Here is a 24975-nt window from a genome sequence, read left to right on the forward strand (position 1 = left end):
TCACCTTTCACATCGACGTCCCGAGCAGACCACGGGTGATCTGGAAACCAACGTTGCCTGAAGCAACTGCCTTGGGGATCTGCCGCCGGCTCGCGACGGCCGCGATCGCGTCGAGACCGGTCCGGGCCTGCTCGGCGGCGTCACCGGCGGCGACGGCGTCCAGGTCGTCGCCGTACCTCGCGACCGTCTCCGGGTCGCTGCTGAACTCGACCACCGGGACGAAGCGCTGCGCGGACAAGGTGCCGCCGGCAACGTGCGCGAGGATCTGCTGGACCCCGCCCGCACCGAAGCCGGTCGCGGTCTCCATCCAGTCGGTGCCGGGCATCCGCATGACGTGCCAACCTGGTACGGCGAACCGCTGGCCGTGGGCAACCGTCGGCCCGACCTCAGCCGCAGACCCGAACGCCGCCTGGCGGAAAGCGTTGTTGGCAAGTAGTCCGCCCCGAGAGGACAACACCACCGATCCACCGGAACCAACGATCTCCGAACCGATCAACGCCAGCGCCTCAGCCGTCTCGTCACTCAACGGCCCCCGAGCCTCCAGCCCGACCGTCAGCGCGCCGATATCTCCGTCGACCTCCACCGGCGTGGGCAGGTTGAAGCTGCCGAACCACTCGCGTACCCGCTCGCCGACCGCGTCGAGCCCGCCATCGGCCTGGATGCTCGCCCAGCCGAAGCGCGACGGATCCGCGCCGGCCTCGACGAGCTTCGAGCGGAAGTAGTCGTTGTGCGTCTTCTCGCAGCCGTGCTCGAGCAGGAGAGCCATCCGCGTGTTCGGGTGGAGGAGGTAGCCGAGCATGGTGCGCGCGAACGTCTCCTCGGAGGCGCCGCCGGAGCTGCCGCAGCCTTCGGTGTGCGGGAGGGCGACCATCCGGGTGACGGCGTCGCCGGCCCACTTCTCCAGCTCGGCTTGTGCGGAGAGGCGGAGGGCGATCATGCCGGAGCACAGGCTGGTGGGAAGGATGAGGCCGACTGCTTCGGGGAGTTGGCGACCGTCCACAGACAAGAGACTGACAGGAGTTGCTGGGCGGTCGGTGGCAACTACTTGAGGGCCTACGCCCGAGAGAGGTTCGCCGGGGAGGAGCGCGTCGCGGTCTTCCGCGGGGAGGTCTTCCAGGCGACGGCTCATCCGGCCGTCGGTGGTGATGCTGATGCCTTCGCGAGGGCCGCTCTGGCGCCAGTTGCGCCAGATGGAGACCTGGCTGTGGCCGGCGCGTTCACCGGCTGACCGTTCGCCGGAGGCGACTCGGACCGTCAGATCGAAGGTCTCGGCGGTGAGCGTCTCCATCGACGTACCGGTGAGGTAGCGGCCGGCGTCGACGTCCATCTCGGCCTGCAGGTGTTCGTAGCGCGCGCTCGTCGTGACGAACTTGAGCGTCGGGACGAACGGGAAGTTGGTGATCGATCCGTTACCGGTGGTGAAGAAGATCAGGTTGCAGCCGCTGGCGATCTGGCCGGCGACCGACTCCAGGTCGTTGCCGGGGCTGTCCATGAAGACGTAGCCGGTGCCGGGTAGCGGTTCGGCGTACTCGATGACGTGGTCGAGGCGGACCTCGCGCGGCAGTTTCCGGGCGGCGCCGATCGACTTGAGCACGATGTTGTAGAGCCCGCGGTACATGTTGCCGCCGGACGGGTTGCCCTCCGCGGTGTGGCCGTGCCAGCCGACCCGGTCCTTGAACTCCTGGACGAGCTTCAGGAACCGCCGCGCGGTGCCCAGGTCGCGGACGTTCTTCAGCACGTACCCCTCGGCGCCGATCAGCTCGTCGGTCTCCGCGAGTACGGCGGCGCCGCCGTGCCGGATCACCTCGGCGCCGACGTTGCCGGCCAGCGGGTTGGCCGAGATCCCGGAGAACGCGTCCGACCCGCCGCACTGCAACGCGATCAGCAGGTCGGCGAGCGGCACCTCGACGCGCTGCTGCGCATCGACGACCGGCAACCACGGCTCGATCAGCTGCCCGGCCGCCGTCAGGTCTGCCTCGAACCCGCCGGAACGGGTGAAGTAGGCGTGCGGCACCAGCAGCGACGGATATCCCTGCGCGGCCGCGAACTCCCGGATCGCCGTACCCGAGACCAGGTCCTCCTCGGTGTCGACGATCAGCACCGCCCCGACGTTCGGGTTCAGCGCGAAACCGGCCAGCGTCGCGAGCAGGAAGTGCAGGTTGTTCGGCGTACCGTCCTCGCCGCCCTCGGTGTGCGCGACCGGTACGACGCCGTCGCCGGCCGCCGCGCCGTCGAAGCGCCGGGCCAGCTCGGTGACGAACCCGCTCGACCGTGAGCTGGTCGCGAGCAGGACGACGTGGTTGCGGGTGCCGGCCGGGCCCTGCTCGCGTGGAAAGCCGAGGAACGTGCCCGGTTGCTCGACCGAGGTGATCTGGCGGCCGAAGTTGAGCGCGTTCTCGTCGAGGGCGTACGGGTCGAGCGGCTCGTTGCTCGCCGACGGCTCGGTCGGCAGGCCGTCGACGCCACGGGCGCTGACGGCGGCCAGGCTGGGCGGCGTACAGACGTAGTCGCCGACCTGGAGGTCGCGCAGGGCGCGCGCGAACGGGGTCTGCCAGGAGGTGATCGCCTCACCGGCCCGGACCGGTTTGACGATGATCCGGTGCCCTTCGAGGACGGTGTGCGGCAGCGTCACCGGCGTCCCGTCGAAGTCGATGACCGTCCCGGCGTCGAGCCGGCGGGAGCAGATCGCCGCATTGTCGGCGGGCTCCGGCAGGACCCCGATCTCGTCGAACCTCAGCATCGCGTCTCCCACAGCGCTGGTCGGCGTACGTGAAATCGTGCATGATGCATGATTACGACCGTAACCCTGCCTAATCGATGATGCTGGGTCAAGAGCTGGACCAGCCTGTGGAGAGGCCGATGACGGACATCCTGGAGCCGCACGACCGGCGGCTGCTGCGCCGGCAGATGCTGGCGGACGACGTCTACGAGGCGATCAAGACGATGCTGATGGACCACGCGATCCGGCCCGGCGGGCGGATCTCCATCGACGGGCTGGCGCGCGAGTTCCAGGTGTCGTCGACACCGGTCCGGGAGGCGCTGGCCCGGCTGGAGTCGGAAGGGCTCGCCGACAAGGAGCCGCTCAAGGGGTACCGGGCGACGCCGCTGCTGACGCTGGAGGAGTTCGAGGACCTGTACTCGTTCCGCCGGCTCCTGGAGCCGTGGGCCGCGCGGCGCGCCGCCGAGCTGATCGACGACACCGGCCGCGAGCGTCTCGCCGCCGAGCTGTCGACGGCGGTCGAGCCGACGTCGGTGGACTACGCGGGGTACAAGTCGCTCACCGCGCACGACAACCGCTTCCACACGCTGATCGCCGAGCTCTCCGGCAGCGAGCAGGTCCGCCTCGCCTTCGAGCGAACCCACTGCCACCTGCACATCTTCCGCCTCCACTACGACCGCGACACCGGCCCCGAGGTCCTCGTCGAGCACCGCCACCTGGTCGAAGCCATCAGCTCCGGCGACCCGGAAGCCGCCGAAGCGTCGATGACCCAGCACCTGACCAACTCGATGTCGATCCGGTTGCGCGGGATCTACGACCAGTAGCAAGAAAAGTTCGCAACTCACCTATCCGGTCAGCGATCAGTCCCGAAGCCTTCACTGTCAACGCATACTTCCTGACGCAGTGGAGACCTTGACCGCCATGACCGTGCTCCGAAGCCACCGCATCGTGCGGCCTGCGCTGTGGATGCTCGGTGTTCTGGCGGGTACGGCGGCAGCTGCCGCTCTGTCCACCAGTTCGGCGTCGGCGGCAACCGGCCCCGCGGACCGGGTCGACGACCATCGTCCGGCAGCGAATCACCGGACAGTCGACGCTCGGTCGACCGGTCTCGACGGACGGCAGACCGCTGATCGCCTGTCGGCGAAGCTCCGGGCCACCTCCGATGCCCTCGACCCGCTGCGTGACCGCGTCGCCCGCCCGGCGATCGACGAGGTCGTTCGTCCGGTGGCCGACCGCGTCGTTCGTCCCACCGTGGACAAGGTGGCGCGGCCAGTGGTCGACGAGGTCACCCGTCCCGTGGTCGGCAAGGTCCTGAAGCCGGTGACCGACCAGATCCTGAGGCCGGCGACCGACCAGGTGGCCAAGCCGGTGGTGACCGGAGTCCTCGGGCGGAAAGCTCCCGTGGCCGAAGCCCCGGCGACCTCGCCGGTCCGTCCGGGCCTTGTGGATCACGTCGCTTCGCCTGCCGTCACCGCTCCGATCCCGGCGTCTCCACGAGCCGAGTCGGCGAAGACGCAGGTCGGCACCCGGCACAGTGTTCCGGCGCAGACCGCCGCCCTGGCCCACCACTTGTCTTCCGGTACTGCGCAGAAGCTTGCCGCCGGTGAGACACGAGACGCCGCCTTCACCACGTCGACTCCGGCCGGACCGGTCCCCGCGCCCGCTCTCCCGGGTCCGACTGCTCCGTCGGCCCCACCGTCGCCGACTCAGGTGCTGTCCTCGGCGTCGGGCTCGACGATCGCCAAGAAGTTCGCAGTACTCGGCGGCACCGCCGCCCAGCGCTTCGCCGTCACCGGGCCGGTGGCGGCCGACGACGACCTGATCGGTCCCGCTCCGGGCACCCGCCCCGGGACCACTCCCGACTGACCTTCCCGTTCGAACCCGTCCCGACCGGCACCCTCCGCCGGTCAGTACGACCTCCCTCCGACGGGGCGCGTTCCACCCGTCGTACCTCGAACGAATCACGGAAGGCACTTCCTCCATGAGCATGAACATCTGGGTCAAGCGTTCCCTCAGCACCGCCGCCGTCGCCGGTGGCCTGTTCTTCGCCGGCTCGCTGGCCGCGCAGGCCTCCACCGAGACCGGTGCGGCCGAGGCGAACGACTCTGCGAGCCTGTCCAGCCCGCTCGAGATCGGCTCGGTCGGGCTCGGCCTGAGCAGCGAGTCGTCGTCCAAGCACAGCTCGACCGTGACCCACACCGACCGTCGTGGCACGGCGACGACGACCAAGACCTCGGAGTCCGGCCGCAAGGACACCGTCGGGCTGAAGACCGGCAAGGTCTCGGTGAACCCGAGCGCGACCCTGAAGAGCGTGACCAAGGCGGTCGGTCAGAAGTCGGAGCACGGCGCCAAGGGCTCGGTCCAGCAGCACAGCAGCGGATCGGTGAAGTCGCCGATCTCGATCGGCGGCACCGAGCTCACGACCGAGCACGAGAACTGGTCGGCGACCTCGAAGAAGACCACGATCAGCGGCAAGAAGGGCTCGGTCACCTCCGAGGAGTCCAAGGAGCAGGCGTCGAAGACCAGCACCTCGGTCGGCGTCGGTGAGCTGAAGGTCGACCCGCAGGGTTCGTTCGACAGCCACAAGTCGGTCACCGGCTGGTTCGGCGAGGACGGTGCGGGCCTGGTGGGCTCGGACTCCAAGACCGTGACCGAAGGGTCGTCGCCGATCTCGTTCGGCGGGCTGACCGCGCACACCTCGCAGCAGCAGGCCGCCACCGGCCACCGCAAGCAGACCGTCACCACGCGGCGCGGGACCTGGACCGAGGAGCACTCGGACGAGCAGATCTCCGGTACCGAAGCCGGGCTGAACGTCGGCCAGTTCGTCGCCGACCCGAAGGCGATCGTGATCGACCGGCGCCGCTCGATCTTCGCCACCGACGGCGAGGACTCGGTCGTCGGCCTGAACTCCAGCGACACCTCCGGCAAGCTCGCGGCACCGTTCCACTTCGACGGGGTGAGCGGGTTCGTCTCCCAGGCGCAGGCCTCGAAGACCTCGGACAGCAAGAGCTTCGAGAACGAGCACGGCAGCGTCACCAAGACGGTGACGAAGGAGTCGGCGTCGCACCAGGCGATCGCCGGCAAGTCCGGGGCGATCAGCGGCAAGCCGTCGCTGGCCTTCCTGGACCGTCGCAACGACGTCTTCGCGACCGACGGTGACGACACCGTGGTGGCGTCGGACCGCAAGTCGGTCGTGCACTCGGCCTTCCCGTACTCCTACGACGGCTTCGCGCTGGCCGGTGACTTCGGTCAGGCGACCGCGAAGACGGTGACCGAAGAGGTCGCCGACCACAGCGGCACCACCACCCGCACCGAGTCCGACGAGCAGGCCGAGCGCGTTCAGCCGGCGTACGTGTTCGACGGTTTCCGGGGTGACTTCGAGCGCACCGTCGACGTGGCGGAGCTGACCGACCTGAAGCACCTCGACAGCTGAGCCACTGCTGAAGGGCCGGGGCGGACCGTTCTCCGCCCCGGCCGTTCTTGTTCTAGCGAGTGATCACCAACGCGTCGCCGACCGGGCGTTCGCCGGTCGCGTCCGACGGGGTGTTGAGGACCTGGCCGTTGGCGACCATCGTGGTCGAGCCTCCGCCGTCCAGGTTGATCGCTTCTCGCAGGCCGAACGACTTGGCGACCGCCGCCGCCTCGCCGATGCCGAGGCCGAGGCTGTTGACGCCGCGGCCGTCGGCGGTGATGAGGACGGTACGGCCCTGGGCGTCGACGCCGGCGATCGTGCGCGGGTTTCGCTTGTGGACCCAGCCGTAGTAGAAGTTCGCGTTGTCGGCCATGCCGTCCGCCTTCGCGGTGCCGGTGATGCGGCCGTCGCGGACGAGCTCGGGGCCGCCGTTGACGATCGTCGTACGCCGGTCCAGGCGGACGTCGTGACCTCGGGCGTCGGTCAGCGCAGCCTTGATCTGCAGGTGTTTGCCGACCTTCGCCGCTGCGAGCAGCCCGGCGACCTGCTGGCCGGTGGCCTGGACGGTGCGGCCGCCTTCGGGGATCCCGCCGCCGCGCGTCGTCGGACGGATCGCGGTGACGATGCCGCGGCGGTCGACGATCACCTCGGCGCCCGGTCCGCTCGGCGTCGCGACGCCGTACGACGCGTCGTACGCGATCAGCTCGTCGGCGTCCGTGCAGGTCACGTCGTGCAGCGGCTTGGCCGTCGGGAGGTCGTCGGCGGTGCCGCCGCAGTTGCGGATCAGGCCGGGGACGCGGTTGAGCCCGTCGAGCGGGAGCGGGCGACCGAGGCCGCGGACCTCGCCGTGCCATCGGAAGCGCTCCACCGACGTGCCGCGCGCGCCGAGCACCAGCGCGGGCCGGCCGGCGGTCGGTTCGCTGACCAGGCGGCCGTCGTACACGGCAACTCCGGCGGGATCGCCCGGCGCACCGGCCTTCGGGTCGAGCACGAAGAAGCCGGCGTTGATCGCCGCGGTCGCGCCGGTGAGGGTCGCGAGCGTGCTGGTCGTCTCGCGGGCTTCCAGATCGAGCCCGTACGTCGCGTCGAGGCTGCCGCGGAACCTCTTCGGGTCGATGGTCAGCACCTGGACCTGCCACGGCCCGGTCGAGCCGCTGATGTCGTCGGGCTCGCCGTCCCAGCCGGTGTAGATGCTGGAACCGCTCAGGCCGGCGGCGATCACCTTGGTGCGCAGCGCGTCGGCCTCAGCCTTGGTGCCGAAGGAGCCGAGGCGGACGCGCCAGCCGAGACTGCCGCCGCCGGCGTCGGCCAGGCGCGGCGTCGGGACGTCCTCGACGCGCGCCTCGAGCCCGGCCGCCGCGAGCTTCGCGGCAGCGGCGTCGGCGCCGGGCTTGTCGGACAACGCGGTCGCGGGCGCGTCGGGGTCGGGTGAGCTGGAGGGGATCGCGACCTCGACGGTCCAGGTCGAGCCCGGGCCGGTCTGGCCGCGGGTGATCTTGGCCAGGGTGACGCCGGGGAGAAGGGTGCTGGTCACGCGGGACTCGCGGAGGTCGGCCGGTCCCAGCGGCAGCCGGGCGGCCGAGGAGCCGCCTGCTGAGGAGGGTGGCGGTGCGGCAGCGGCGAGACCGCCAACGGCCAGGGACATCACCAGCAGAGCGGAGCCGGACAGGGCGGTACGGCGAAGGGTCATACCTAGTTCCTACGTTTGATCATCCCTGGTCCGCAAGGAGTCGTCCGGAATGTCCACCAGCCCGCCAGTGTTCTCATCAATGTGACACGAACACTCAGCAACACCGTCAAAACCACCGTTCTGCTGGCGGTTCTGACCGGTCTGATCGTCGCGGTCGGCGGCCTGGTCGCAGGCACCACCGGCCTGGTGATCGCGGCAGTGCTGTCGCTCGGGCTGAACGCCTACCTCTTCTTCAACTCCGACAAGCTCGCCCTGCGCTCGATGGCCTCCCGCCAGGTGAGCCCGCAGCAGGCCCCCGAGCTGTACGCCGTGGTCGCGGAGCTGGCGCAGCGCGCCGGGCAGCCGATGCCTCGGATCTACGTGAGCCCGGTCGCCCAGCCGAACGCGTTCGCCACCGGGCGCAGCCCGGAGCACGCGGCGGTCGCGGTGACGGACGGCATCCTGCAGGTCCTCAACCGGCGCGAGCTGCGCGCCGTACTGGGTCATGAGCTGGCCCACGTCTACAACCGCGACATCCTGACCTCCAGCATCGCCGCCGGCCTGGCCGGCATCGTGACGATGCTGGCGAACCTCGCGATCTTCCTGCCCTTCGGAGGCTCGGACGACGACGACCGGCCCAACCCGTTCGCCGTCCTGCTGACCGTGCTGCTGGCGCCGGTCGCTGCTGGTCTGATCCAGCTCGCGATCAGCCGCAGCCGCGAGTACCAGGCCGACCACGACGGCGCCGAGCTGTCCGGCGACCCGCTGGCGCTGGCGAGTGCGCTCGCGAAGATCAGCCGCGGTACGGCGGCCCTGCCGCTCCCGGCGGAGTCCGGCGTCGCCACCCAGAGCCACCTGATGATCGCCAACCCGCTGAACAGCCGGGGGGTCGCGGCGCTGTTCGCCACGCACCCGCCGATGGAGGAGCGCATCAAGCGCCTCCAGCAGCAGGCCACGCGCTCGGTAGCTGCCTGACAACACCAGAAGCCCCGACCTGCTACTCCAGATCGGGGCTTCTGCTTGTTCAGAGAACTCAGACGGGAGCGTCCCCGTGGTCCGGGATCTCCAGCTGTACGCCGCCCTGCAGCGCCGACTGGTGCGCGTAGATGCCCGGCAGCGTGAACCGCGCCGCGACCCACGCGTTCACCGGCGGGATCGTCTTGTCGACGACCGCGCGGACGAAGTCGTCGGCGAGGAAGTGGTGCGAGCCCTCGTGCCCGTTGTGCAGGCCGGCGAACTCCTTGGGGAGGCGCGACCGGTCATGCACCGGCGACAGACCCGACAGGAACGCGTCGCGCAGCGCCGGGTCGACGTTGTCGAGCTCCTCAGCATTCCCCGAGGCCTTGGTCTCCATCAGCTGGCTGATGTCCTCGACGCCTTCCTTGGTCTGCCAGACCGTGGTGGTGGCGAGCTGCTCGAAGCTGCCCTCGGTGCCGAAGACGCGCAGCCGGGACTCGCGGATGTGCGACGGGTAGCCGACCCGGCGCATCTCGTTGGTGCGCATCACGCCGCCGTCGGCCAGCGTGAACAGCGCGGTCGCGTTCGAGAAGTCGTTGTCGAACTGGCTGATCTCCTTGTCGAACACCCCGTCCCCGCGGTCGTCCTTCACGCCGACGCAGGACACGTGCGTCGCGTGCTGCCCGGTCACCGAGAGAACGTTGCCGACGGCATGCGTCGGGTAGAGCATGGGCGGGAACGACGCGGTCTGCTTCCAGTTCTCGCCGCCGGAGTACTGGTACGCCGCGTAGAAGCCGAGGTCCATGTCGTGGACGTAGTCGCCCTCGCTGTAGAAGACCCGGCCGAAGTCGCCCTTGGCCAGCCGTTCGCGGCAGTAGACCGACGACGGGTAGTAGTAGCTGGTCTCGCCCATCATGTAGGTCAGGCCGGTCTCCTTGACCAGCTCGATGATGCGGGCGATCTGGTCGGCCTCGATCGCCATCGGGACCGTCGAGTAGACGTGCTTGCCGGCCTCCAGCGCCCGGATCGCCATCTCGCCGTGCAGCCAGCGCTGGGTGAAGATCGCCACCGCGTCCAGGTCCGAGGCGAGCATCTCCTCGAACGACGCGTAGGTGACCTCCACGCCGAGCTTGGCGGCCATCTCGGCCGTCCGCTCCGGCAGCACGTCGGTCAGCGCGACCTGGGTGACGTCGGGGTGCGCGGTCCACAACCGCAGGAACGAGGGGGCGAACTGGCCGGCTCCGACCACACCGATGCTGATGCTCATGCGGTCAAGGCAATCACACATTTTTGTTCCACGAAAGAACAAATCCGCACGTTGAAATGTGTGATCCAGGCCACTCTCACCCCCGTACGGCGGCCAACCGGTCCGGGTGGTCCGTCGTGATCCCGTCGACGCCCAGCGCCTCGGCCCGGCCCAGCGTCGCGGCATCCGGCACCGGCCAGGCCGTCACCTGCAGGCCAGCGCCGTGCAGCTCAGCGACGGCCGCAGCAGTCAGCCCGGCGATCCCGCACAGCGCCCACCCGGCCTCCGCGGCGCGGGTCAGCGCGAGCACGTCCGCGACGTCCGGCGTCCGCCCGAAGATCAGCCCAGTCGTTGCCGACGGCATCGATCGCCGGACGGCGAGCAGGATCTCCGCGCTCGACGACGTCACCATTGTCCGGGCGGCCAACGAGGGATCGGCCTCCAGCGACGCGACGAGCAGCGGTACGGCGCGCGCCGCCTTCACCTCGGCCTGGATCCGGACACCGACAGCGGCGACCGTCTCGGCCCAGGTCGGCACCTGCTCGCCCCGCCCGGCGTCGAACTTGCGCAGCTCGTCGAAGGTCAACTCTTCGACCGGGCCGCTGCCGTTCGTGGTCCGGTCGACCGTTGCATCGTGCAACACGATCAGCTGGTCGTCCGCCGTCACCCGCAGGTCGAGCTCGATCTCGTCGCACCCGTACTCGACCGCTTTCGCGAACGAGCGCAGGGTGTTCTCAGGCTCGGAGCCCATCACCCCGCGATGCCCAGTGATGATCACAGCACCTTCTCCTCGTAGAGCCGGGACACTTCCTCACCGATCGCCTCGAGCCGCCGGGCGACCGACGCGAAGACCTTCCGCGGCGAGGCGTTGTCGGCGTAGATCTGCTGCAGCCCGGTGTAGATCGCCACGTTCGCGTTCCGCCCGTACAGCCGGATCGCGTCCTGCGGCCGAGCGTTCACCAGCTGCGCGATCGCCACACCGTAGTTGGGTTCATCGGCAACCAGCTTCTTCAGCGCCGGATCCTCACGCGCCTTGTCGACCACCGGCAGGTACCCGCTCTGCGTCGTCCACCACGCCGAGTTCTCGGGCGTCGCGAGGAACTGCAGGAAGGCCGCGGCCGCCTGCTTCCGCTCGGCCGACGCGTTCCGGAACATCCCGATCCCACCACCGCCGGTAGCCAGCCCAGCGGCGACTTCAGAAGGGATGAATCCCGCGCCCACCTTGAACTTCGCCTTACTCATCGCGGATTTCAGCCCACCGGTCGAGTCCTGGCACATCGCGACCAGCCCGCCCGCGAAGTCCGTCATCGGGCTGCTCGCCATGTAGCCGTGCCCATCCTCGTGGATCAGCCGCCGCTGGAACTCCCCCGCCGCGACCGCGCCATCCTGGTCGATCGCGACGTCGAGCCCGTTCGAGTACGCGCCGCCGAACTGCCACACGTTGCCCTGGAACTGCCAGTCACCGTCCACCTTCGCCAGCGCCAGCGTCCGCATCGGCCGTCCCTTGGCGTCGACCTTCGCGAGCTGGTCACCCCACGAGCGCAACTCGCTCCAGGTCCGCGGCGCCCGGTCGGGCAGCCCGGCCTTGGCGAACACGTCCCGGTTGAAGTAGAGGATCGGCGTACTGCGCGCGAACGGGACGCACCAGCTCTGCCCTTTCACGACGTACTCGTTGAACAGCTTCTGGTGGAACACCGCCGGCCCGAAACCGTCGGTGAAGTAACCGTTCAGCGGCTCCAGCGCGTCGTTGAGGAAGAACCGTTCCCAGGTCACGTCGGACAGCACCGCGAGATCCGGTGTCTGCCGCGCGATCAGCCCGGCCGCGACCTTCTGCGCGACGTCGTCGTAGCTGCCCTGGAACTGCGCCTCGACGTACACGTCGCTCTGCGACTCGTTGAACTTGGCAACGAGTGTGTCGACCGCCTTGCCGTTCGTCCCGCCGTACGACGACCAGAACACGACCCGCGTCCGCCCGGCGTACTGCTTCGGTACGGCGCCGGCCGGCTGCTTGTACTCGGCGTCCGGTGACCGGTAACCACACCCGGCCAGCGAGGCCCCGGCGGCCAGGCCGAGGAACGCCCTGCGACGAATGGTCATCCCTTCAACGCTCCTTGGGTGATGCCGCCGACGATGTAGCGCTGGGCGAACAGGAAGATCAGCAGCATCGGCGCGAGCACCAGCAGGGTGCCGGCCATGATCGTGCCCCAGTTCGCCAGGCCCTCCTCGTCCTTGAGGATCAGCAGGCCGACCGGGAGGGTGCGCATCTCGGCGGTGTTGGTGACGATCAGCGGCCAGACGAAGTTGTTCCACTCCTCGACCGCGGTGATCACCACGACGGTGACCAGCATCGGCCGCGACATCGGCAGCACCACGCGCCACAGCGTGCGCAGGTGGCCGGCGCCGTCGACCGCGGCCGCGTCGGTGACCTCGCCGGGCAGCGTCAGGAAGTGCTGGCGCATCAGGAAGGTCGCGAACGCCGAGCCGATGCCGGGGATGATCAGTCCGGCGTACGTGTTGATCCAGCCGAGCGACGCGACGGTCAGGTAGTTCGGCAGCAGTGTCACGTGGCCCGGCACCATCATCGCACCGAGGATCAGCAGGAACAGCACCTTCTTGAACGGGAACCGCAGGTACGCGAACGCGTACGCCGTCAGTACCGCGTTCGCCACCTTGAGCAGCGTGCCGACGACCGTGATCAGCGTCGAGTTCAGGAAGAACCGGTCGAACGGAGCGGCCTCCCAGGCGAGCTTGAAGTTGTCCCAGGTGAAGTCGTCGGGCCACCAGACCGGGGGCCACCGGTAGATCTCGGCCGGCTGCTTCACGGCCGCGGAGATCAACCAGTACAGGGGTCCCAGGAAGATCGCCGCGACGCCGAGCAGGACGACGTACTGGACCGCACGCACCTTCATCGGTAGTGCACCCGCCTCTCCATCACGCGGGCCTGGATCGTGGTGACCACCAGCAGGATCACGAACATGATGATCGACAGCGTCGCGGCCCGGCCGGCGTTGAACGCCTGGAAGCCCTCGTTGTAGATCGACCAGCTCAGCGTCGTGGTGGCGTCGCCCGGACCGCCGCCGGTCATCACGGCGATCACGTCGAAGGCCTGGAAGGTTCCGATCACGGTGGTGATCAGCAGGAAGAACGAGATCGGCGCGAGCAGCGGCAGCTTGATCGCGCGGAACCGCGTCCAGGTGCCGGCGCCGTCGATCGCGGCGGCCTCGTCGAGCTCCTTCGGCAGACCCTGCAGGCCGGCCAGGTAGATCAGCGCGGTGAACCCGACGTTCTTCCACAGGTAGACGATGACGAGGCCGGGCAGCGCCCAGTCGGAGTTGTTCATCCAGTCCGGCGGCTCGGCGCCGAACGGTTCGATCAGCGCGCGCATCAGTCCGTACCCCGGGTCGAAGACGAACAGCCAGATCGTCGCGACCGCGGCGCCGGAAAGGATGTGCGGTGCGAACGAGATCGTCCGGACCAGACCGCGGCCCTTCAGCGGCTGGTTGAACAGCACCGCCAGCGCGAGCCCGATCACCAGGCTGCCGGCCACGATCAGGCCCGTGAATGCGACCGTGACACCGAGCGTCTTGTGGAACGCGGGGTCGGTCAGCGTGTTCACGTAGTTGTCGAGCCCGACGAACGTCGGCCGGGCCGCGATCATGTTCCAGTCGGTCAGGCTGAGGAACGCGTTGTAGAGGATCGGCCAGTACGCGAAGACCGCGATCACCAGCAGGTTCGGTGCCACCAGCAACGCGAACAGCCCGTACTCGCGCCGCCGTCGCCGCCGTCGTTCGTCGGTCCCGGCGGGCGCTTTCACCTCGTCCGGGTGCGCCCGGGCCGGCAGGTCGACCACTGTCATGCCACTCGTCTCCTCACCCTGCTCAACACCCTGACCAAGTCCTCGGCCAGGTCGGGCGCGGCCGCGAGCAGCCCGCCCGGCAACGCCGTCCCGGGACCGCCGATCGTGCGGGCGCCGGCCTCCCGGGCGATCAACCCACCGGCCGCGACGTCCCACGGCTGGATCACGTGCTCGTAGTACGCGTCCGCCGTACGGTCCGCGACCGAGCACAGGTCGAGTGCGGCCGATCCACCCCGCCGCAGATCCCGTACGACGGGCAGCAGCTGCCGCAGGTACTCCGCCTGTTCCGCGCGGCGCTCGGCCAGGTACGAGAAGCCGGTCGCGACCAGCGCGTCGGCGAGCTCGCGCCCCTCGCGGAGCTTCAGGAACTTCCCGTCCCGCGAGGCTCCCGCGCCGCGGACTGCGGACCAGGTGATGCCGGTCGTGGGCTGGTGGACGACGCCGACGAGCGCGCCGCGCGCGTCCTGGACCGCGATGCTGACGCACCAGTCCGGCCGCCCGTACAGGTAGTTGACCGTCCCGTCGAGCGGGTCGATCACCCAGGTCAGCCCGGTCGTCGACTTCTCCCGCGCGCCTTCCTCGCCGAGCAGCCCGTCGCCGGGACGAGCGTTCAGCACGCCGTCGACGATCAGTTGCTCCGACGCCCGGTCGGCGGCGCTGACCGGGTCCGTGCCCGAGCTCTTGGTCTGCGCGCTCTCCAGCGACACCTCGTCCTGCCGGGCGAGCAGCTCGGCCCCGGCCGAATGAGCCAGACGCGTCGCCACACCGAGCAGGTCGCGCGGATCGGGACTGGACATGCCGGTGAAATTATCACCGAATGATGGTTTCAAACAGTCCTGGAGTGTGATTTTCTCACTGAATTCACATCAATCCTCGTCAAGGTGCAGCCTGACCGCGGTCACACCCTCCAACTCGCCGAGCGCGACCACCAGGTGCTGCAGCGGTGGGCGACCGCGGAACCGCATCGACGCCCGGACCTGCTGGCGCCCGTCCTCACGCCGTACGTCGGTCGAGAGCACCGACGCCTCGAAGCCCATCGACGTCGCGGTGGACAGGATCGCCCGCAGCACCCCGGAGCCGTCCAGGTACCGCACGGTCACCACGCGGTTGCGGTCCGGCGACGGAAGGATCCGGGAAAGGTGGCCGAAGGCACCGACCGCGATCAGGTGCAGCACGGTCGCAGCCCCGGCGAGCACCGGCATCCCTGCCCCACAAGCCATCCCGATCGCCGCGGTCATCCAGATCGTCGCGGCGGTGGTCAGCCCGCGGACGACGTCGCGGCGCATGAAGATCACGCCGGCGCCGAGGAAGCCGACGCCGGAGACCACCTGCGCGGCGATCCGGGACGGGTCCAGGTTCACGTCCGTCCCGAGCACCGTCGAGAAGCCGAAGCCCGAGACCAGCGTGAACAGCGCCGCGCCGGTCCCGACCAGCGCGTGCGTGCGCATCCCGGCGCTCTTCTGCTGCAGCTGGCGTTCCAGGCCGATCACCATCGACAGACCGAACGCGATCGACAGCAGGAGCAGCTCCGTACCGGTGCTCTCCGAGAACCACGTCATGTCAAGAAGTCTGCAACAGCTTTGGCCGCGAGGGTCGCCGCGCGGCGGGCGGTCTGCCGGGTGGCACCGGCCAGGTGCGGTGTCATCACGACGTTCGGTGCGGTCAGGAGGCGGGAGTCCTTGGGGACGGGCTCAGCCGGGAAGACGTCGAACGCGGCCGCCCCCAACTGGCCGGACTCGAGGGCATCGACCGTGGCCTCGTAGTCGAGGAGACCCCCACGAGCAGAGTTCACCAGTACGCCGCCGCGCGGCATCCGGGCCAGCTCGGCGGCGCCGATCATGCCGCGGGTGGTGTCGGTGAGCCGCGCGTGCAGGCTGACCACGTCCGAGCGGGTGAGCAGCTCGTCGAGCTCGACGACCTCGATGCCGTCGGGCGGGGACGCCGGGTCGAGGATCGGGTCGGCGACCAGGACGTGCGCGCCGAAGGCGCGCATCACCCGCGCGACGCGGCTGCCGATCGCGCCGTACCCGACCAGGCCGACGGTGGCGCCGTCGAGCTCGCCGCCGCACTCGTCGTACGCGTAGAGGTCGCTGCGCCACTCGCCGCGCTCGAGGGTGCGCTGGAGCTGCGGAAGCTTGCGCAGGGCCCCCATCATCAGCGCGATCGCGTGCTCGGCGGCGGCGCCGGCATTGCGGCCCGGCGTCGAGGCGACCTGGACGCCGCGCCTCGTTGCCGCGGGCACGTTCACGTTGACCGGGCCGCCGCGGCAGCAGACCAGGTAGCGGAGGTCCGGCGCGGCGTCGAGGACCCGCTCGGTGAACGGGCCCATCTGGGTGACCACCAGCTCGATCCCCGGCAGCGCCGCGATCAGCTCGTCCTCGACGTCACTCGCCTCGTCGACCTCGGCGACCCGCCCGTACGGCGTCAGCGGCCACGGCAGCGTCAGCTCGCTGAACTCGAAGCTGGCGCCCGGCAAGGCAGACAGCTTCTCGGCGAGCAGCTCGTTGCGGACGAAGTGGTCGCCGGCCAGCAGGGTTTTCATCAAGCTCCTGAGTACGTCGGGGACGGGTCGGCCCAGCGCGGGCGGGCCGACTCGATGCGGCGGAGGTAGTGCGCGTAGCCGTCGTCGTAGAAGGCCGCGCGGGTTTCGTCGGGGTCGATCTGTTTGGTCTGGGCGATCCACTCGGGAGCCTGAACAGCTTTGGCCGCCAGCACCGCGCCGCGGGCCGCTACTTGCGAAGCCTCGGTGGTGTGCAGCGGCGTGTTCAGCACGTCGGCGAGGATCTGCGTCCACTCGGTACTGCGGGCACCTCCGCCGCAGACGGTGACCTTGCCGGTCCACCCGGCGGCTTCGAGGCAGTGGCGTGCGGCGTACGCGATCCCTTCGCAGGTCGCGCGCAGCAGATCGGCCGGGGTGGTGGACAGCGAGATCCCGTCGAACGTGCCCCGCGCGTTGGTGTCGACGAACGGCGCTCGCTCACCGGCCTCGGACAGGTACGGGAGCACGGTCACACCGTTCGCGCCGGGGCGGCTGGTGGTGAGCAGCCCGTGCAGCTGATCGGTCGTCGCGCCGACGAGCTTCAGCACTTGATCGAGCGCCGCGGTCCCGACCATCGCGGGCATCGCGCGCAGCCAGACGCCGGGCGTCCACGTCCCCAGGAACAGCCCGGCCGGTTCGCCGTCGACCGAGAGATCCCGCGTCACGACTTGGCAGGCGAGCGTCGTCCCGACGGTCAGGAGCGCGTCCCCGGGCTCGGTCACCCCGGCGCCGATCGCCGCCGCCGGCAGGTCGTACGGACCAGCCGACACGCGAGTCCCCAGTGGCAGGCCGAGGCTGTCATCCGTCAGCTCACCAGTCGGCGTACCGACTGGCGCCAGCAGATGCCGCCAGTCGCTCAACCCGCAGGCCGCCAGCGCTTCCTCGTCGTACTCACCCGTCCTCGGATCGAGGAACGGCGCCGAGGCATCCGACACATCAGTAGCCCGTACGCCGGTGAGCCGCTGCATGACGACGTCCTTGCAGTACGCCGCCGTCGCCGCTTTCGCGAGTGTCTCAGGCTCCTCCGCCAGCACGGCAGCCAGCAGCGGCCCCGAGGCGCCGGGGAACATCCGGTTGCCCGACCGCCGGAAGACCTGCTCGGCGACGCCGCTCGCAGTCCACTCCCCGAGGATCGAGCTGCTCCGAGCATCCAGCCAGGAGATCGCAGGCCGCACCGGCTGGCCAGAGTCGTCCACCAACCACAGCCCATCACCCTGCCCGGTGATCGCCACCACGCCCACGGGCTCGCCGGCTCCGCCGGCCTCGCCCCCGGGAGAGGAGGGGACGGGAGCCCCTCGCCCCGAGACCAGCTGCGCGGTCGCCCGGCCGCCGCTCATCCCGCCTGAGATCAGCTCCCGGACCACCTCGTTGACTGAGGCGACGATCTCGTCGGTGTCGTGCTCGAAGCGGCCAGGTCCCGGGCGGGTCAGCCGCGTCGGGCGGGACGCCTCCGCGACCTGCCGGCCCTGCTCGTCGAACGCCACGGCCTTGGTGACCGTGGTTCCGACGTCGACACCGATGTCCACAGCGGCCTCCTAGAGCGGTGCGACGTCGACCTGGGCGCCCTGGTCGCGCAGGGCCCGGACGAGATCGTCCGGCGTCTTCTCGTCGACCACGACGACGTCGAAGTCGGTCAGCGGTGCGAGGCGGTGCAACGCCGTACGCTGCAGCTTGCCGTGATCGACGAGCAGGACCTTCGTCCGCGCCGACCGCAGCATCGTCTGCTTCACCAGCACGATCTCCTGCTCCTGGTGGAAAGCGTGCGTCGGCGACACCGCGGAAACGCTGCAGAACAACAGATCCGTGTGCAACGCCCCGACCGCCTCGGCACAAGGCAGCCCGCCGAACGAGTCGTGGGTCGCCGAGTAGATCCCGCCGAGGGCGAGCAGCGTGACGTCGCGCAGCTGGGCCAGCCGCGTGATCGCCGGCAGGAAGTTCGTTGCCACGGTCAACGGAGTGATGTCCTCCAGCAGCTCCACCAGCGCCAGCGCGCTGGTGGAGTCGTCGAGCATCACCGACATCCCGGGCTCGATCATCGTCCGCGCGTGCCGCGCGATCGCGGCCTTCTCCGCCGACGCGGTGGTCAGCCGGTACGCGACGTTGCTCTCGAACACGCTGGTCGGCTGCGCGCTCACCCCACCGCGGTACTTCCGGACGACGCCCTGCCGCTCCAGCTCGTCGAGGTCGCGGTGCACGGTCATCACGCTGACCCCGAACGCCTCGACCAGGTCGTTCGCGGACACCGAACCGTGCTGGACGACGTACGCCGCGATCTCGGCCTGCCGCCGTGCGGGCCGGCTCAGCTCGGAGCTGTCGTCGACATCGGTCATTCGGGGATCTCCGTTCGTACGGCGGGGACGTTGAAGGCTTCGAGCCCCACTGTGCCGAACTCGGCGCGCAAGCGCACGAGCGCCGCGGGACCGAGCGCCGGGAGCAGTCTGCGGTAGTCGCGGACGGGCAGGCCGAGGAGCCGGCAGACGAGCAGCCGGATCAGCGTGTTGTGCGCGACGACGAGCACTTTGCCGCCCGGGTGCCGCTCGACGATCTCGGTGAAGGCGTCGTGCACGCGCTCGGCCGCATCACGCACGTTCTCCCCGCCAGGGAAGGGATTCGCGACCGGGTCGAGGGTGAACGCACTGGCGACCGCGGGCGGCAGTTCGCTGAGCATCCTGCCCTCCGCCGAGCCGAAGTCGACCTCACGCAGCCGCGCGTCGGTGGACGGTTCGAGGCCGAGCGCCGCGGCGGTCGGCGCGATGGTCTGCCGGGCGCGGAGCATCGGCGACGACCAGAGCGCGTCGGGCCGGAAGTCCTCCGCCCATTCGCGGAGCAGGTCGGCCTGCTGCAGCCCGACGGAGTCGATCGGGAGATCGGTCGAGCCGGTGTAGCGGTTCCCGTGGTGCCACTCTGTACGGCCGTGGCGCGCGAGCACGACGGTGGTCCTCATCGCAGGTACTCCCGTCGCTTCAGCTCAGCCACGAACTCGCCGTACAGCTGCTCCAGCCGGTCGCTCTTCCGCGGCTCGAGCGCCCGGCTGACCCGGACCATCCGCCGCGCGGTCTCCGCCACCGACGTACCACCAGATGCCGCCAGCACCGCCATCCCGTACGCCGGATCGGCAGCCTCTGGCAGCTCGACCGGCACGCCGAGCACGTCGGCCCGGAGCTGGTTCCAGTGCTCGCTGCGGACCGCACCGCCGGTGAGCGCGACCGACCGCGGCGGCTCGGCGCCGAGCCCGGCGAGGTGCTCGAAGGCGAGCCGCTCGACGAACGCGACCCCGTGCTGGACGGCGACGTACCGGTCGAGATCGTCAGTGACCTCCCCGAGGACGAACCCCTCGGCCTCAGGCGCCACGAACGGGAACCGCTCGCCGGGCTTGGTCAACGGGTAGATCGCGGCCTCGACCTGCCGATCCCACGCGGCTCGATCGAGTACATCCAGGTCAGCACCGGGCAGCATCGCGGTCAGCGCCCCCGCGCCGGTGTTCGACGCACCTCCTGGAAGCCACCCGTCACCGTCCGGGTGCCGATGGCTGTAGACCGCACCCGTCGGATCGTGGATCAGCTCCTTGGTGACGCCCTTCAGCACCAGCGTGGTGCCGAGCACCGAGTTCCAGGCGCCCGGCGTCAGCGCCCCCGCGGCGATCTGCGCGGCACACCCGTCGGTCATCCCAGCGACGATCGGAGTACCGGCAGGGACCCCGCTGACCTGCGCTTTCACGTTTCCGATCACGGTTCCGGGCAGCACGACCCCAGGAAGGACATCAGCCGACAGTCCAAGGCGCTCGAAGGACTCCGTAGGCCAACCGAAGTCATACCCAGTCTTCAGCGCGTGGCTTGTGTCGGTAGCAACCGGATGCCGCGCGAGATGCGCCGCCACCACATCCGCGCTGTGCGCCACCAGCTGATCGCTCTCAGGCCCCAGCCACAACACCTTCGGCAGCGCCCACGTCGGCTGCATCGACGAACCCCACCGCTCGGGATCAGCAGCCACGATCCGCGGCAGAAACCCCGCGGCGCGCGCGTCGTCGTACATGAGCGCCGGCGACACCGGCCGCCCGTCGCGATCCGTCAGCACAACGGTCCCGGACGTGGAGCAGATCGCCAGCCCCTCGACCTCGCCGTACGGCGTGACCTCGGCGAGCACCTGCTCGACCGTGCTGATCCACTCCCGCGGGTCCTGCTCGTGCCAGACCTCACCGCGCCGGCTGGTCAGCGGGCGCGATGCCCGGGAGAGGACATCGCCGGAGCTGTCGACGAGTACGGCGCGCACGCTCTGCGTGCCGAGGTCGACGCCGATCCACGCCACAGTTCCGCCTCCCGATGTTAGCTACGTTGGTAACATAACATCAGGAAGCGGTAAGAGAGCAGTCCTCAGCTGTGCATCAGCAGCAGCGACGGGTGCGCGGTCGCGACTTCGAGGCGGCCGGCGTCGACCGCGCCGAAGGCGCCGATCGGGCCGCTCACGGGCCGGCCGTGCCGGTTGGTCCAGAAACCCCAGCCGGCCGGTGCGTCCGGCCACTCCGGGTCAGGTTCCCAGCCGACCGGCGGTCGCCAGGTGTCACTCGGCGGCTCAGGCCAGTCGGGTGGTGAGTTGAATCGATGCACGGGCGGCCCTTCCGGATTCCCCAGGAGACTCGTCGGCAAGAAGTGTCTGACTCCTCAACGACTTCGTTGTCCGAACGTCACGCCTAAATCTTCGTAAAGTTTATGGCCCAGAGCCCCGTTCTGACACCCCAACAGGTAGTGACGATTCGCCACTCTGTGTGCCGTTGCCATCAGCCACGATCTCGTGACGCAGCGCAGCGAAGCTCACCGAGGGTTGACATCGCCCGCGGACCGACGGACCTTGATCTCAGTCGATCGGCGTCGTGGGGGGACCATGGATTCTGATCAGAGCGTCGCGCTGCCGCACAGGTTCGGCGGTTCCACGCTGCTGACGATGCAGTGCGCCCGCCCACGTCCCGGCCGCCCGTTCGGCGCCGACGCCGTCGCGAAGCTGACCGCCGACGGCCTGCTCGGCCAGGTGCTCTGGAGCACCACCTGTACGGCGTACGACGTCGCCCCGGCGAACTTCCAGCAGCTCCGCGACAGCGGGCTCTTCCTGGCCCGCGTCGACCTGAGCGGCGTCGCGGGCGACGCCACCCGCGTCCGCGAGCTCGTGCTCGCCGTCCAGGTGCTGCGCAGTCTCGGGATCCTGGTCGAGTACGACCTCGACCTGTTCACCGGTACGCCGCGCTTCGCCGGCGTCCGGGACAAGGTCGCGATGCTCCGCGCGATGGTCGGCGACGGCTCCACCCCGGCGTACTTCACGACGGCGGCGATCGAGGCCGACTGCTCGCCCTGGCTTGCGGGCTACCGGCAACGACTCGACCCCGCGGTCCGGCCCTGGCTCGGCGACGGCGGACTGTCGCAGCAGCTCGCCGACGCCTGGGCCGAGATCCTGCTGGCCGAGCGCCTCCTGCTCGGCCTGCGCGGCGGGGCCGCGCACCGGATCGCGCTGCAGCGACTGACGCTGCGCAGCAACACCGAGCTGCTCAACCTGGTCGCCACGAGCGCCCGCGAGTTCGAGACCTCCGGCGGCACCCGCCTGCTCGACGACGAGCTCGTCGGCCCGCGGGCCGAGCTGCTCACCCAGACAATGCTTGCCCTGCGCAACCGTTTCTGGTCGGCCAACGACCACGTCGTACCGGAACCGTCGGCCGCCTACGGCGGGTGACCGTCAGTGATCCGGGCGTGAGCCCTTCCGCTTGTCGTTCCAACGTTGTAACAATGGCTCATGAGAATCGCCCACCTTGTTCTCACCGCCCTGCTGCTGACCACCGCCGCCGTCCCCGCCGCCGCTGCCGAACCGCCCGAATCCCCTGCCCGTACGGAGAAAGCGATGGCCTCGACCTTCCGCAACCCGGTCAACACCGGCGCGGACCCGTCCCTGATCCACGCCAACGGCCAGTACCACGTGGCGACCACCACCGGTGACCACATCGGCATCTGGTCGTCGCCCAGCCTGGCCACGCTGCTGACCGCTCCGGAGAAGGTCGTGTACCGCGACAGCGACCCGAGCCGGAACCAGCAGATGTGGGCGCCGGCCTTCCGGCACGTCGGGAACCGCTGGTACGTCTACTACACCGCCTCCGACGGCGTCGACGCGAACCACAGGATGTACGTGCTCGAGTCGGCCGGTGACGACCCGCTCGGCCCGTACACCTTCAAGGGCAAGATCGCCGACTTCGGCGAGTACGCGATCGACGGCGAACCGATCGCCCACAACGGGCAGCAGTACTTCGTCTGGACCGGCCCCGGCCGCGGCCAGGGTGGGCCCGCGCAGCTCTACATCGTCCGGATGAGCAACCCCTGGACGGCGACCGGCAACCGGGTCGCGATCCCCGCCGACGGCGGCTGCTCCGAAGTCCGCGAAGGCCCGACACCGCTGTACCGCAACGGCCGGACCTGGCTCACGTACTCCTCCTGCGACACCGGCAAACCCGACTACCAGCTGTGGATGAAGAGCATCGCCAACGGCGCCGACCCGATGGTCGCGGCGAACTGGGTCCAGCACCCGGGCCCGATCTTCTCCCGCAACGACGCCAACGGCGTCTGGGGTCCCGGCCACCACTCGTTCTTCACCTCGCCGGACGGCACCGAGGACTGGATCGCCTACCACGGCAAGAACACCAGCACCTACACGTACGCGTTCCGCACCGCGCGGGTGCAGAAGATCACCTGGAACGCCGACGGCTCACCGAACCTCGGCAGCCCGCTCGCCGCCGGCGCGACCCAGCAACTGCCGTCGGGCGATCCCGGCGCGGCGACCTCGGTGATCAACGACACCGACATCGGCACCGGCCAGAACCAGGTCGAGTACGCCGGGACGTGGAACTCCGGCTCCGGCTGCGGCAACCAGTGCTTCTGGGGCAACGACCACTGGACCGGCATCGCGAACGCGTCGGCGACGATCCGCTTCACCGGCACGAAGGTCGCGCTGCTCAGCGTCGTCGACGTCGGCAACGGCATCGCCGCGATCTCCATCGACGGCGGCCCGGAGCAGCGCGTCGACTACTACAGCTCGATCCGCGTCGGCGAGCAGCTCACCTACGTCAGCCCGACGCTCGCCCCCGGCCCGCACACCCTGAAGATCCGGGTCACCGGCGAGAAGAACCCGGCCTCGACCAGCACCCAGATCAGCGTCGACCGGATCGAGGTCTCGTAGGTGACAGAATGGCCGGGTGGGTGAGACGGCACAGGAACTGGTCAGCGGGCAGCGCTCTGCCTGGCAGCGGATCGTCACGCACCCCTTCGTGGGGCGTACGTCGGACGGCACGCTGCCGCGGGAGACGTTCGACCGCTGGCTGACCGAGGACTACTTCTTCGTCCGCTCGTTCCAGGTCTACCTGGCCGAGCTGAGCGCGATCGCCCCCGACGACGAGGCCCGCGAGGTCCTCGCCGGGGGCATCGCCGCGCTCGTCCCGGAGCTGGCTCTGTTCGAGAAGGCCGCCGCCGAGCGCGGCCTCGACCTCGGCGTCGAGCCCTCACTGCTGAACGTCGGCTACTCGGCGTACCTGCTGAGCACCGTGCGTGAGGGCTGGCCGGCCGCGATCGCCGTCCTGTACGCCGTGGAGAAGGCCTACTTCGACGCCTGGGCCTCGGTCCGCGACACCACCGGGCCGGACACGCCGTACGCCGGTTTCATCGCGAACTGGTCCTCGCCGGAGTTCTCGGCGTACGTCGAACAACTGGCCGCCCTCGTCGACCGCGAGCAGCTGACCCCGGCGATGGAGCTCGGCTTCGACCGCGTCGCCCGCTTCGAGATCGCGTTCTGGGACCTGGTGCACGGGTGAAGACCGCGGTCCTGGCGAGCGGCGTCGTCGTCCTCGGCCTGCTCGGCGCCACCGGCGGCTACCTGGTCGGCGACCTGACCCAGCCGACGACCGCGAGCGCCAACGGCAACCCCGGCAGCGGCGACTCGCCGCCGGTCGAGTACATCGTGAAGACGCCGGTGCCGAACCACAAGCCGGCCTTCAAGTCGGCCGGGCTGAAGTACCGCAAGCAGACCTTCAGCGTGCAGCAGCAGGACCGGCCCCGGGTGACGGTGTCGATCGACATGCCGCGCGGCTGGCAGCTGACCCGCGCGACGAAGGCCCCGGGCGAGGTGAAGTTCCTCGACCCGGAGAAGGAACGCGGCGTCCGGGTCGAGTCGTCGCTGCCCGAGACGCTGCTCCCCAGCGCCCTGCGGGAGAAGCTGATCGCCAACCTGGCCAGCAGCCAGGCGCCGGAGAACGACCTGAAGATCCTCGAGAACTACGACTCCACCGAGAACGGCGCCGACGGCAACCCGCACGAGGTGTCGACGCTGATCTACACCTACATCCCGATCGAGACCCTGCGCTACGTGATCGTCCGCTGGATCGCCACCGACGACGGCGACGCCACCGTCGAGATGAGCGTCACCGGTCTGCCGCAGGACGCCCCCGGCCTGAAGGACGTCCTGGCCAAGGCCACGGAGTCGGTCACGGTTCGGGGCTACTGAGTCACCGGAGCGAACCTTTTCCCGGTTTACGGTGTCCCAAAGCCATCGGGGGCG

The 24975-nt window shown here is 69.8% G+C and carries 23 protein-coding genes; 8 read left to right on the forward strand and 15 right to left on the reverse strand.

Annotation, left to right across the window (positions count from 1 at the left end; genetic code table 11):
- Positions 1 to 7: 7 nt before the first annotated feature.
- Positions 8 to 2740 carry a UxaA family hydrolase gene (locus AB0M01_RS15035; protein ID WP_363669561.1) on the reverse strand — a complete coding sequence of 911 codons (2733 nt, stop codon included), beginning with the start codon at positions 2738 to 2740 and terminating at the stop codon, positions 8 to 10.
- Between the two features lie 119 nt (positions 2741 to 2859).
- On the opposite strand from AB0M01_RS15035, the gene AB0M01_RS15040 reads away from it, so the two are divergent.
- The 3 genes from AB0M01_RS15040 to AB0M01_RS15050 all read left to right on the forward strand — a co-directional run bounded on the left by AB0M01_RS15040 (position 2860) and on the right by AB0M01_RS15050 (position 6152).
- Positions 2860 to 3543: a GntR family transcriptional regulator gene (locus AB0M01_RS15040; RefSeq protein ID WP_363669563.1), complete on the forward strand. Its 684-nt coding sequence runs from the start codon at positions 2860 to 2862 to the stop codon at positions 3541 to 3543.
- Between the two features lie 97 nt (positions 3544 to 3640).
- Entirely contained in the window at positions 3641 to 4585 is a 945-nt protein-coding gene (locus AB0M01_RS15045) for a hypothetical protein (protein WP_363669565.1), read from the forward strand.
- A gap of 115 nt (positions 4586 to 4700) precedes the next feature.
- The gene (locus tag AB0M01_RS15050) at positions 4701 to 6152 is read left to right on the forward strand and encodes a hypothetical protein (RefSeq protein ID WP_363669567.1); all 1452 of its coding nucleotides are present in this window, start codon (positions 4701 to 4703) and stop codon (positions 6150 to 6152) included.
- A gap of 52 nt (positions 6153 to 6204) precedes the next feature.
- Here AB0M01_RS15050 and AB0M01_RS15055 read toward each other — a convergent pair whose 3' ends face one another.
- Positions 6205 to 7821, reverse strand: coding sequence for a phosphodiester glycosidase family protein (locus AB0M01_RS15055; protein WP_363669569.1), 1617 nt, complete (start codon positions 7819 to 7821; stop codon positions 6205 to 6207).
- 81 nt (positions 7822 to 7902) lie between these two features.
- Between AB0M01_RS15055 and htpX the strand changes: the two genes are divergently transcribed.
- Positions 7903 to 8775, forward strand: coding sequence for a zinc metalloprotease HtpX (gene htpX / locus AB0M01_RS15060; protein ID WP_363669571.1), 873 nt, complete (start codon positions 7903 to 7905; stop codon positions 8773 to 8775).
- 58 nt (positions 8776 to 8833) lie between these two features.
- Here the strand turns inward: htpX and AB0M01_RS15065 are convergent, their stop codons facing one another.
- The 13 genes from AB0M01_RS15065 to AB0M01_RS15125 all read right to left on the reverse strand — a co-directional run bounded on the left by AB0M01_RS15065 (position 8834) and on the right by AB0M01_RS15125 (position 21002).
- Complete coding sequence (locus AB0M01_RS15065) at positions 8834 to 10024, reverse strand: Gfo/Idh/MocA family oxidoreductase (RefSeq protein ID WP_363669573.1); 1191 nt, start codon at positions 10022 to 10024, stop codon at positions 8834 to 8836.
- A 76-nt stretch (positions 10025 to 10100) separates the two neighbouring features.
- Positions 10101 to 10781 carry a glycerophosphodiester phosphodiesterase family protein gene (locus AB0M01_RS15070; protein ID WP_363669575.1) on the reverse strand — a complete coding sequence of 227 codons (681 nt, stop codon included), beginning with the start codon at positions 10779 to 10781 and terminating at the stop codon, positions 10101 to 10103.
- A complete protein-coding gene (locus AB0M01_RS15075) occupies positions 10778 to 12100 on the reverse strand; it encodes an ABC transporter substrate-binding protein (protein WP_363669577.1) in 1323 nt (440 codons plus the stop codon). The genes AB0M01_RS15070 and AB0M01_RS15075 overlap by 4 nt, the downstream gene beginning before the upstream one ends.
- Positions 12097 to 12912 (reverse strand): carbohydrate ABC transporter permease, encoded by an 816-nt coding sequence (locus AB0M01_RS15080; protein ID WP_363669579.1) that lies wholly within the window; start codon positions 12910 to 12912, stop codon positions 12097 to 12099. Before AB0M01_RS15080 ends, AB0M01_RS15075 begins: the two co-directional genes overlap by 4 nt.
- The gene (locus AB0M01_RS15085) at positions 12909 to 13859 is read right to left on the reverse strand and encodes a sugar ABC transporter permease (protein WP_363669581.1); all 951 of its coding nucleotides are present in this window, start codon (positions 13857 to 13859) and stop codon (positions 12909 to 12911) included. The genes AB0M01_RS15080 and AB0M01_RS15085 overlap by 4 nt, the downstream gene beginning before the upstream one ends.
- Positions 13856 to 14656, reverse strand: coding sequence for an inositol monophosphatase family protein (locus tag AB0M01_RS15090; protein ID WP_363669582.1), 801 nt, complete (start codon positions 14654 to 14656; stop codon positions 13856 to 13858). The genes AB0M01_RS15085 and AB0M01_RS15090 overlap by 4 nt, the downstream gene beginning before the upstream one ends.
- 69 nt (positions 14657 to 14725) lie before the next feature.
- Entirely contained in the window at positions 14726 to 15418 is a 693-nt protein-coding gene (locus AB0M01_RS15095) for an MgtC/SapB family protein (protein ID WP_363669584.1), read from the reverse strand.
- A complete protein-coding gene (locus AB0M01_RS15100; protein WP_363669586.1) occupies positions 15415 to 16401 on the reverse strand; it encodes a 2-hydroxyacid dehydrogenase in 987 nt (328 codons plus the stop codon). Before AB0M01_RS15100 ends, AB0M01_RS15095 begins: the two co-directional genes overlap by 4 nt.
- The gene (locus tag AB0M01_RS15105) at positions 16401 to 17924 is read right to left on the reverse strand and encodes an FGGY-family carbohydrate kinase (RefSeq protein WP_363669588.1); all 1524 of its coding nucleotides are present in this window, start codon (positions 17922 to 17924) and stop codon (positions 16401 to 16403) included. Before AB0M01_RS15105 ends, AB0M01_RS15100 begins: the two co-directional genes overlap by 1 nt.
- Positions 17925 to 17933: 9 nt before the next feature.
- Complete coding sequence (locus AB0M01_RS15110) at positions 17934 to 18728, reverse strand: DeoR/GlpR family DNA-binding transcription regulator (protein WP_363669590.1); 795 nt, start codon at positions 18726 to 18728, stop codon at positions 17934 to 17936.
- Positions 18725 to 19342, reverse strand: a complete 618-nt coding sequence (locus AB0M01_RS15115; protein ID WP_363669592.1) for a histidine phosphatase family protein — start codon at positions 19340 to 19342, stop codon at positions 18725 to 18727. The genes AB0M01_RS15110 and AB0M01_RS15115 overlap by 4 nt, the downstream gene beginning before the upstream one ends.
- Positions 19339 to 20703 (reverse strand): FGGY family carbohydrate kinase, encoded by a 1365-nt coding sequence (locus tag AB0M01_RS15120; protein ID WP_363669594.1) that lies wholly within the window; start codon positions 20701 to 20703, stop codon positions 19339 to 19341. Before AB0M01_RS15120 ends, AB0M01_RS15115 begins: the two co-directional genes overlap by 4 nt.
- A 65-nt stretch (positions 20704 to 20768) precedes the next feature.
- The gene (locus AB0M01_RS15125) at positions 20769 to 21002 is read right to left on the reverse strand and encodes a hypothetical protein (RefSeq protein WP_363669596.1); all 234 of its coding nucleotides are present in this window, start codon (positions 21000 to 21002) and stop codon (positions 20769 to 20771) included.
- A 274-nt stretch (positions 21003 to 21276) separates the two neighbouring features.
- Here AB0M01_RS15125 and AB0M01_RS15130 point away from each other — a divergent pair, with 274 nt between their 5' ends.
- The 4 genes from AB0M01_RS15130 to AB0M01_RS15145 are packed head-to-tail and all read left to right on the forward strand — an operon-like array spanning position 21277 to position 24921.
- Positions 21277 to 22113 (forward strand): hypothetical protein, encoded by an 837-nt coding sequence (locus tag AB0M01_RS15130; RefSeq protein WP_363669598.1) that lies wholly within the window; start codon positions 21277 to 21279, stop codon positions 22111 to 22113.
- A 60-nt stretch (positions 22114 to 22173) separates the two neighbouring features.
- Complete coding sequence (locus AB0M01_RS15135) at positions 22174 to 23604, forward strand: family 43 glycosylhydrolase (protein ID WP_363669600.1); 1431 nt, start codon at positions 22174 to 22176, stop codon at positions 23602 to 23604.
- Positions 23605 to 23620: 16 nt separating this feature from the next.
- Positions 23621 to 24232: a transcriptional regulator gene (locus AB0M01_RS15140; protein WP_363669602.1), complete on the forward strand. Its 612-nt coding sequence runs from the start codon at positions 23621 to 23623 to the stop codon at positions 24230 to 24232.
- Positions 24229 to 24921, forward strand: a complete 693-nt coding sequence (locus AB0M01_RS15145) for a hypothetical protein (protein WP_363669604.1) — start codon at positions 24229 to 24231, stop codon at positions 24919 to 24921. Before AB0M01_RS15140 ends, AB0M01_RS15145 begins: the two co-directional genes overlap by 4 nt.
- Positions 24922 to 24975: the final 54 nt, after the last annotated feature.

It is taken from the genome of Kribbella sp. NPDC051770 (assembly GCF_040681455.1).
Taxonomy (GTDB): domain Bacteria; phylum Actinomycetota; class Actinomycetes; order Propionibacteriales; family Kribbellaceae; genus Kribbella.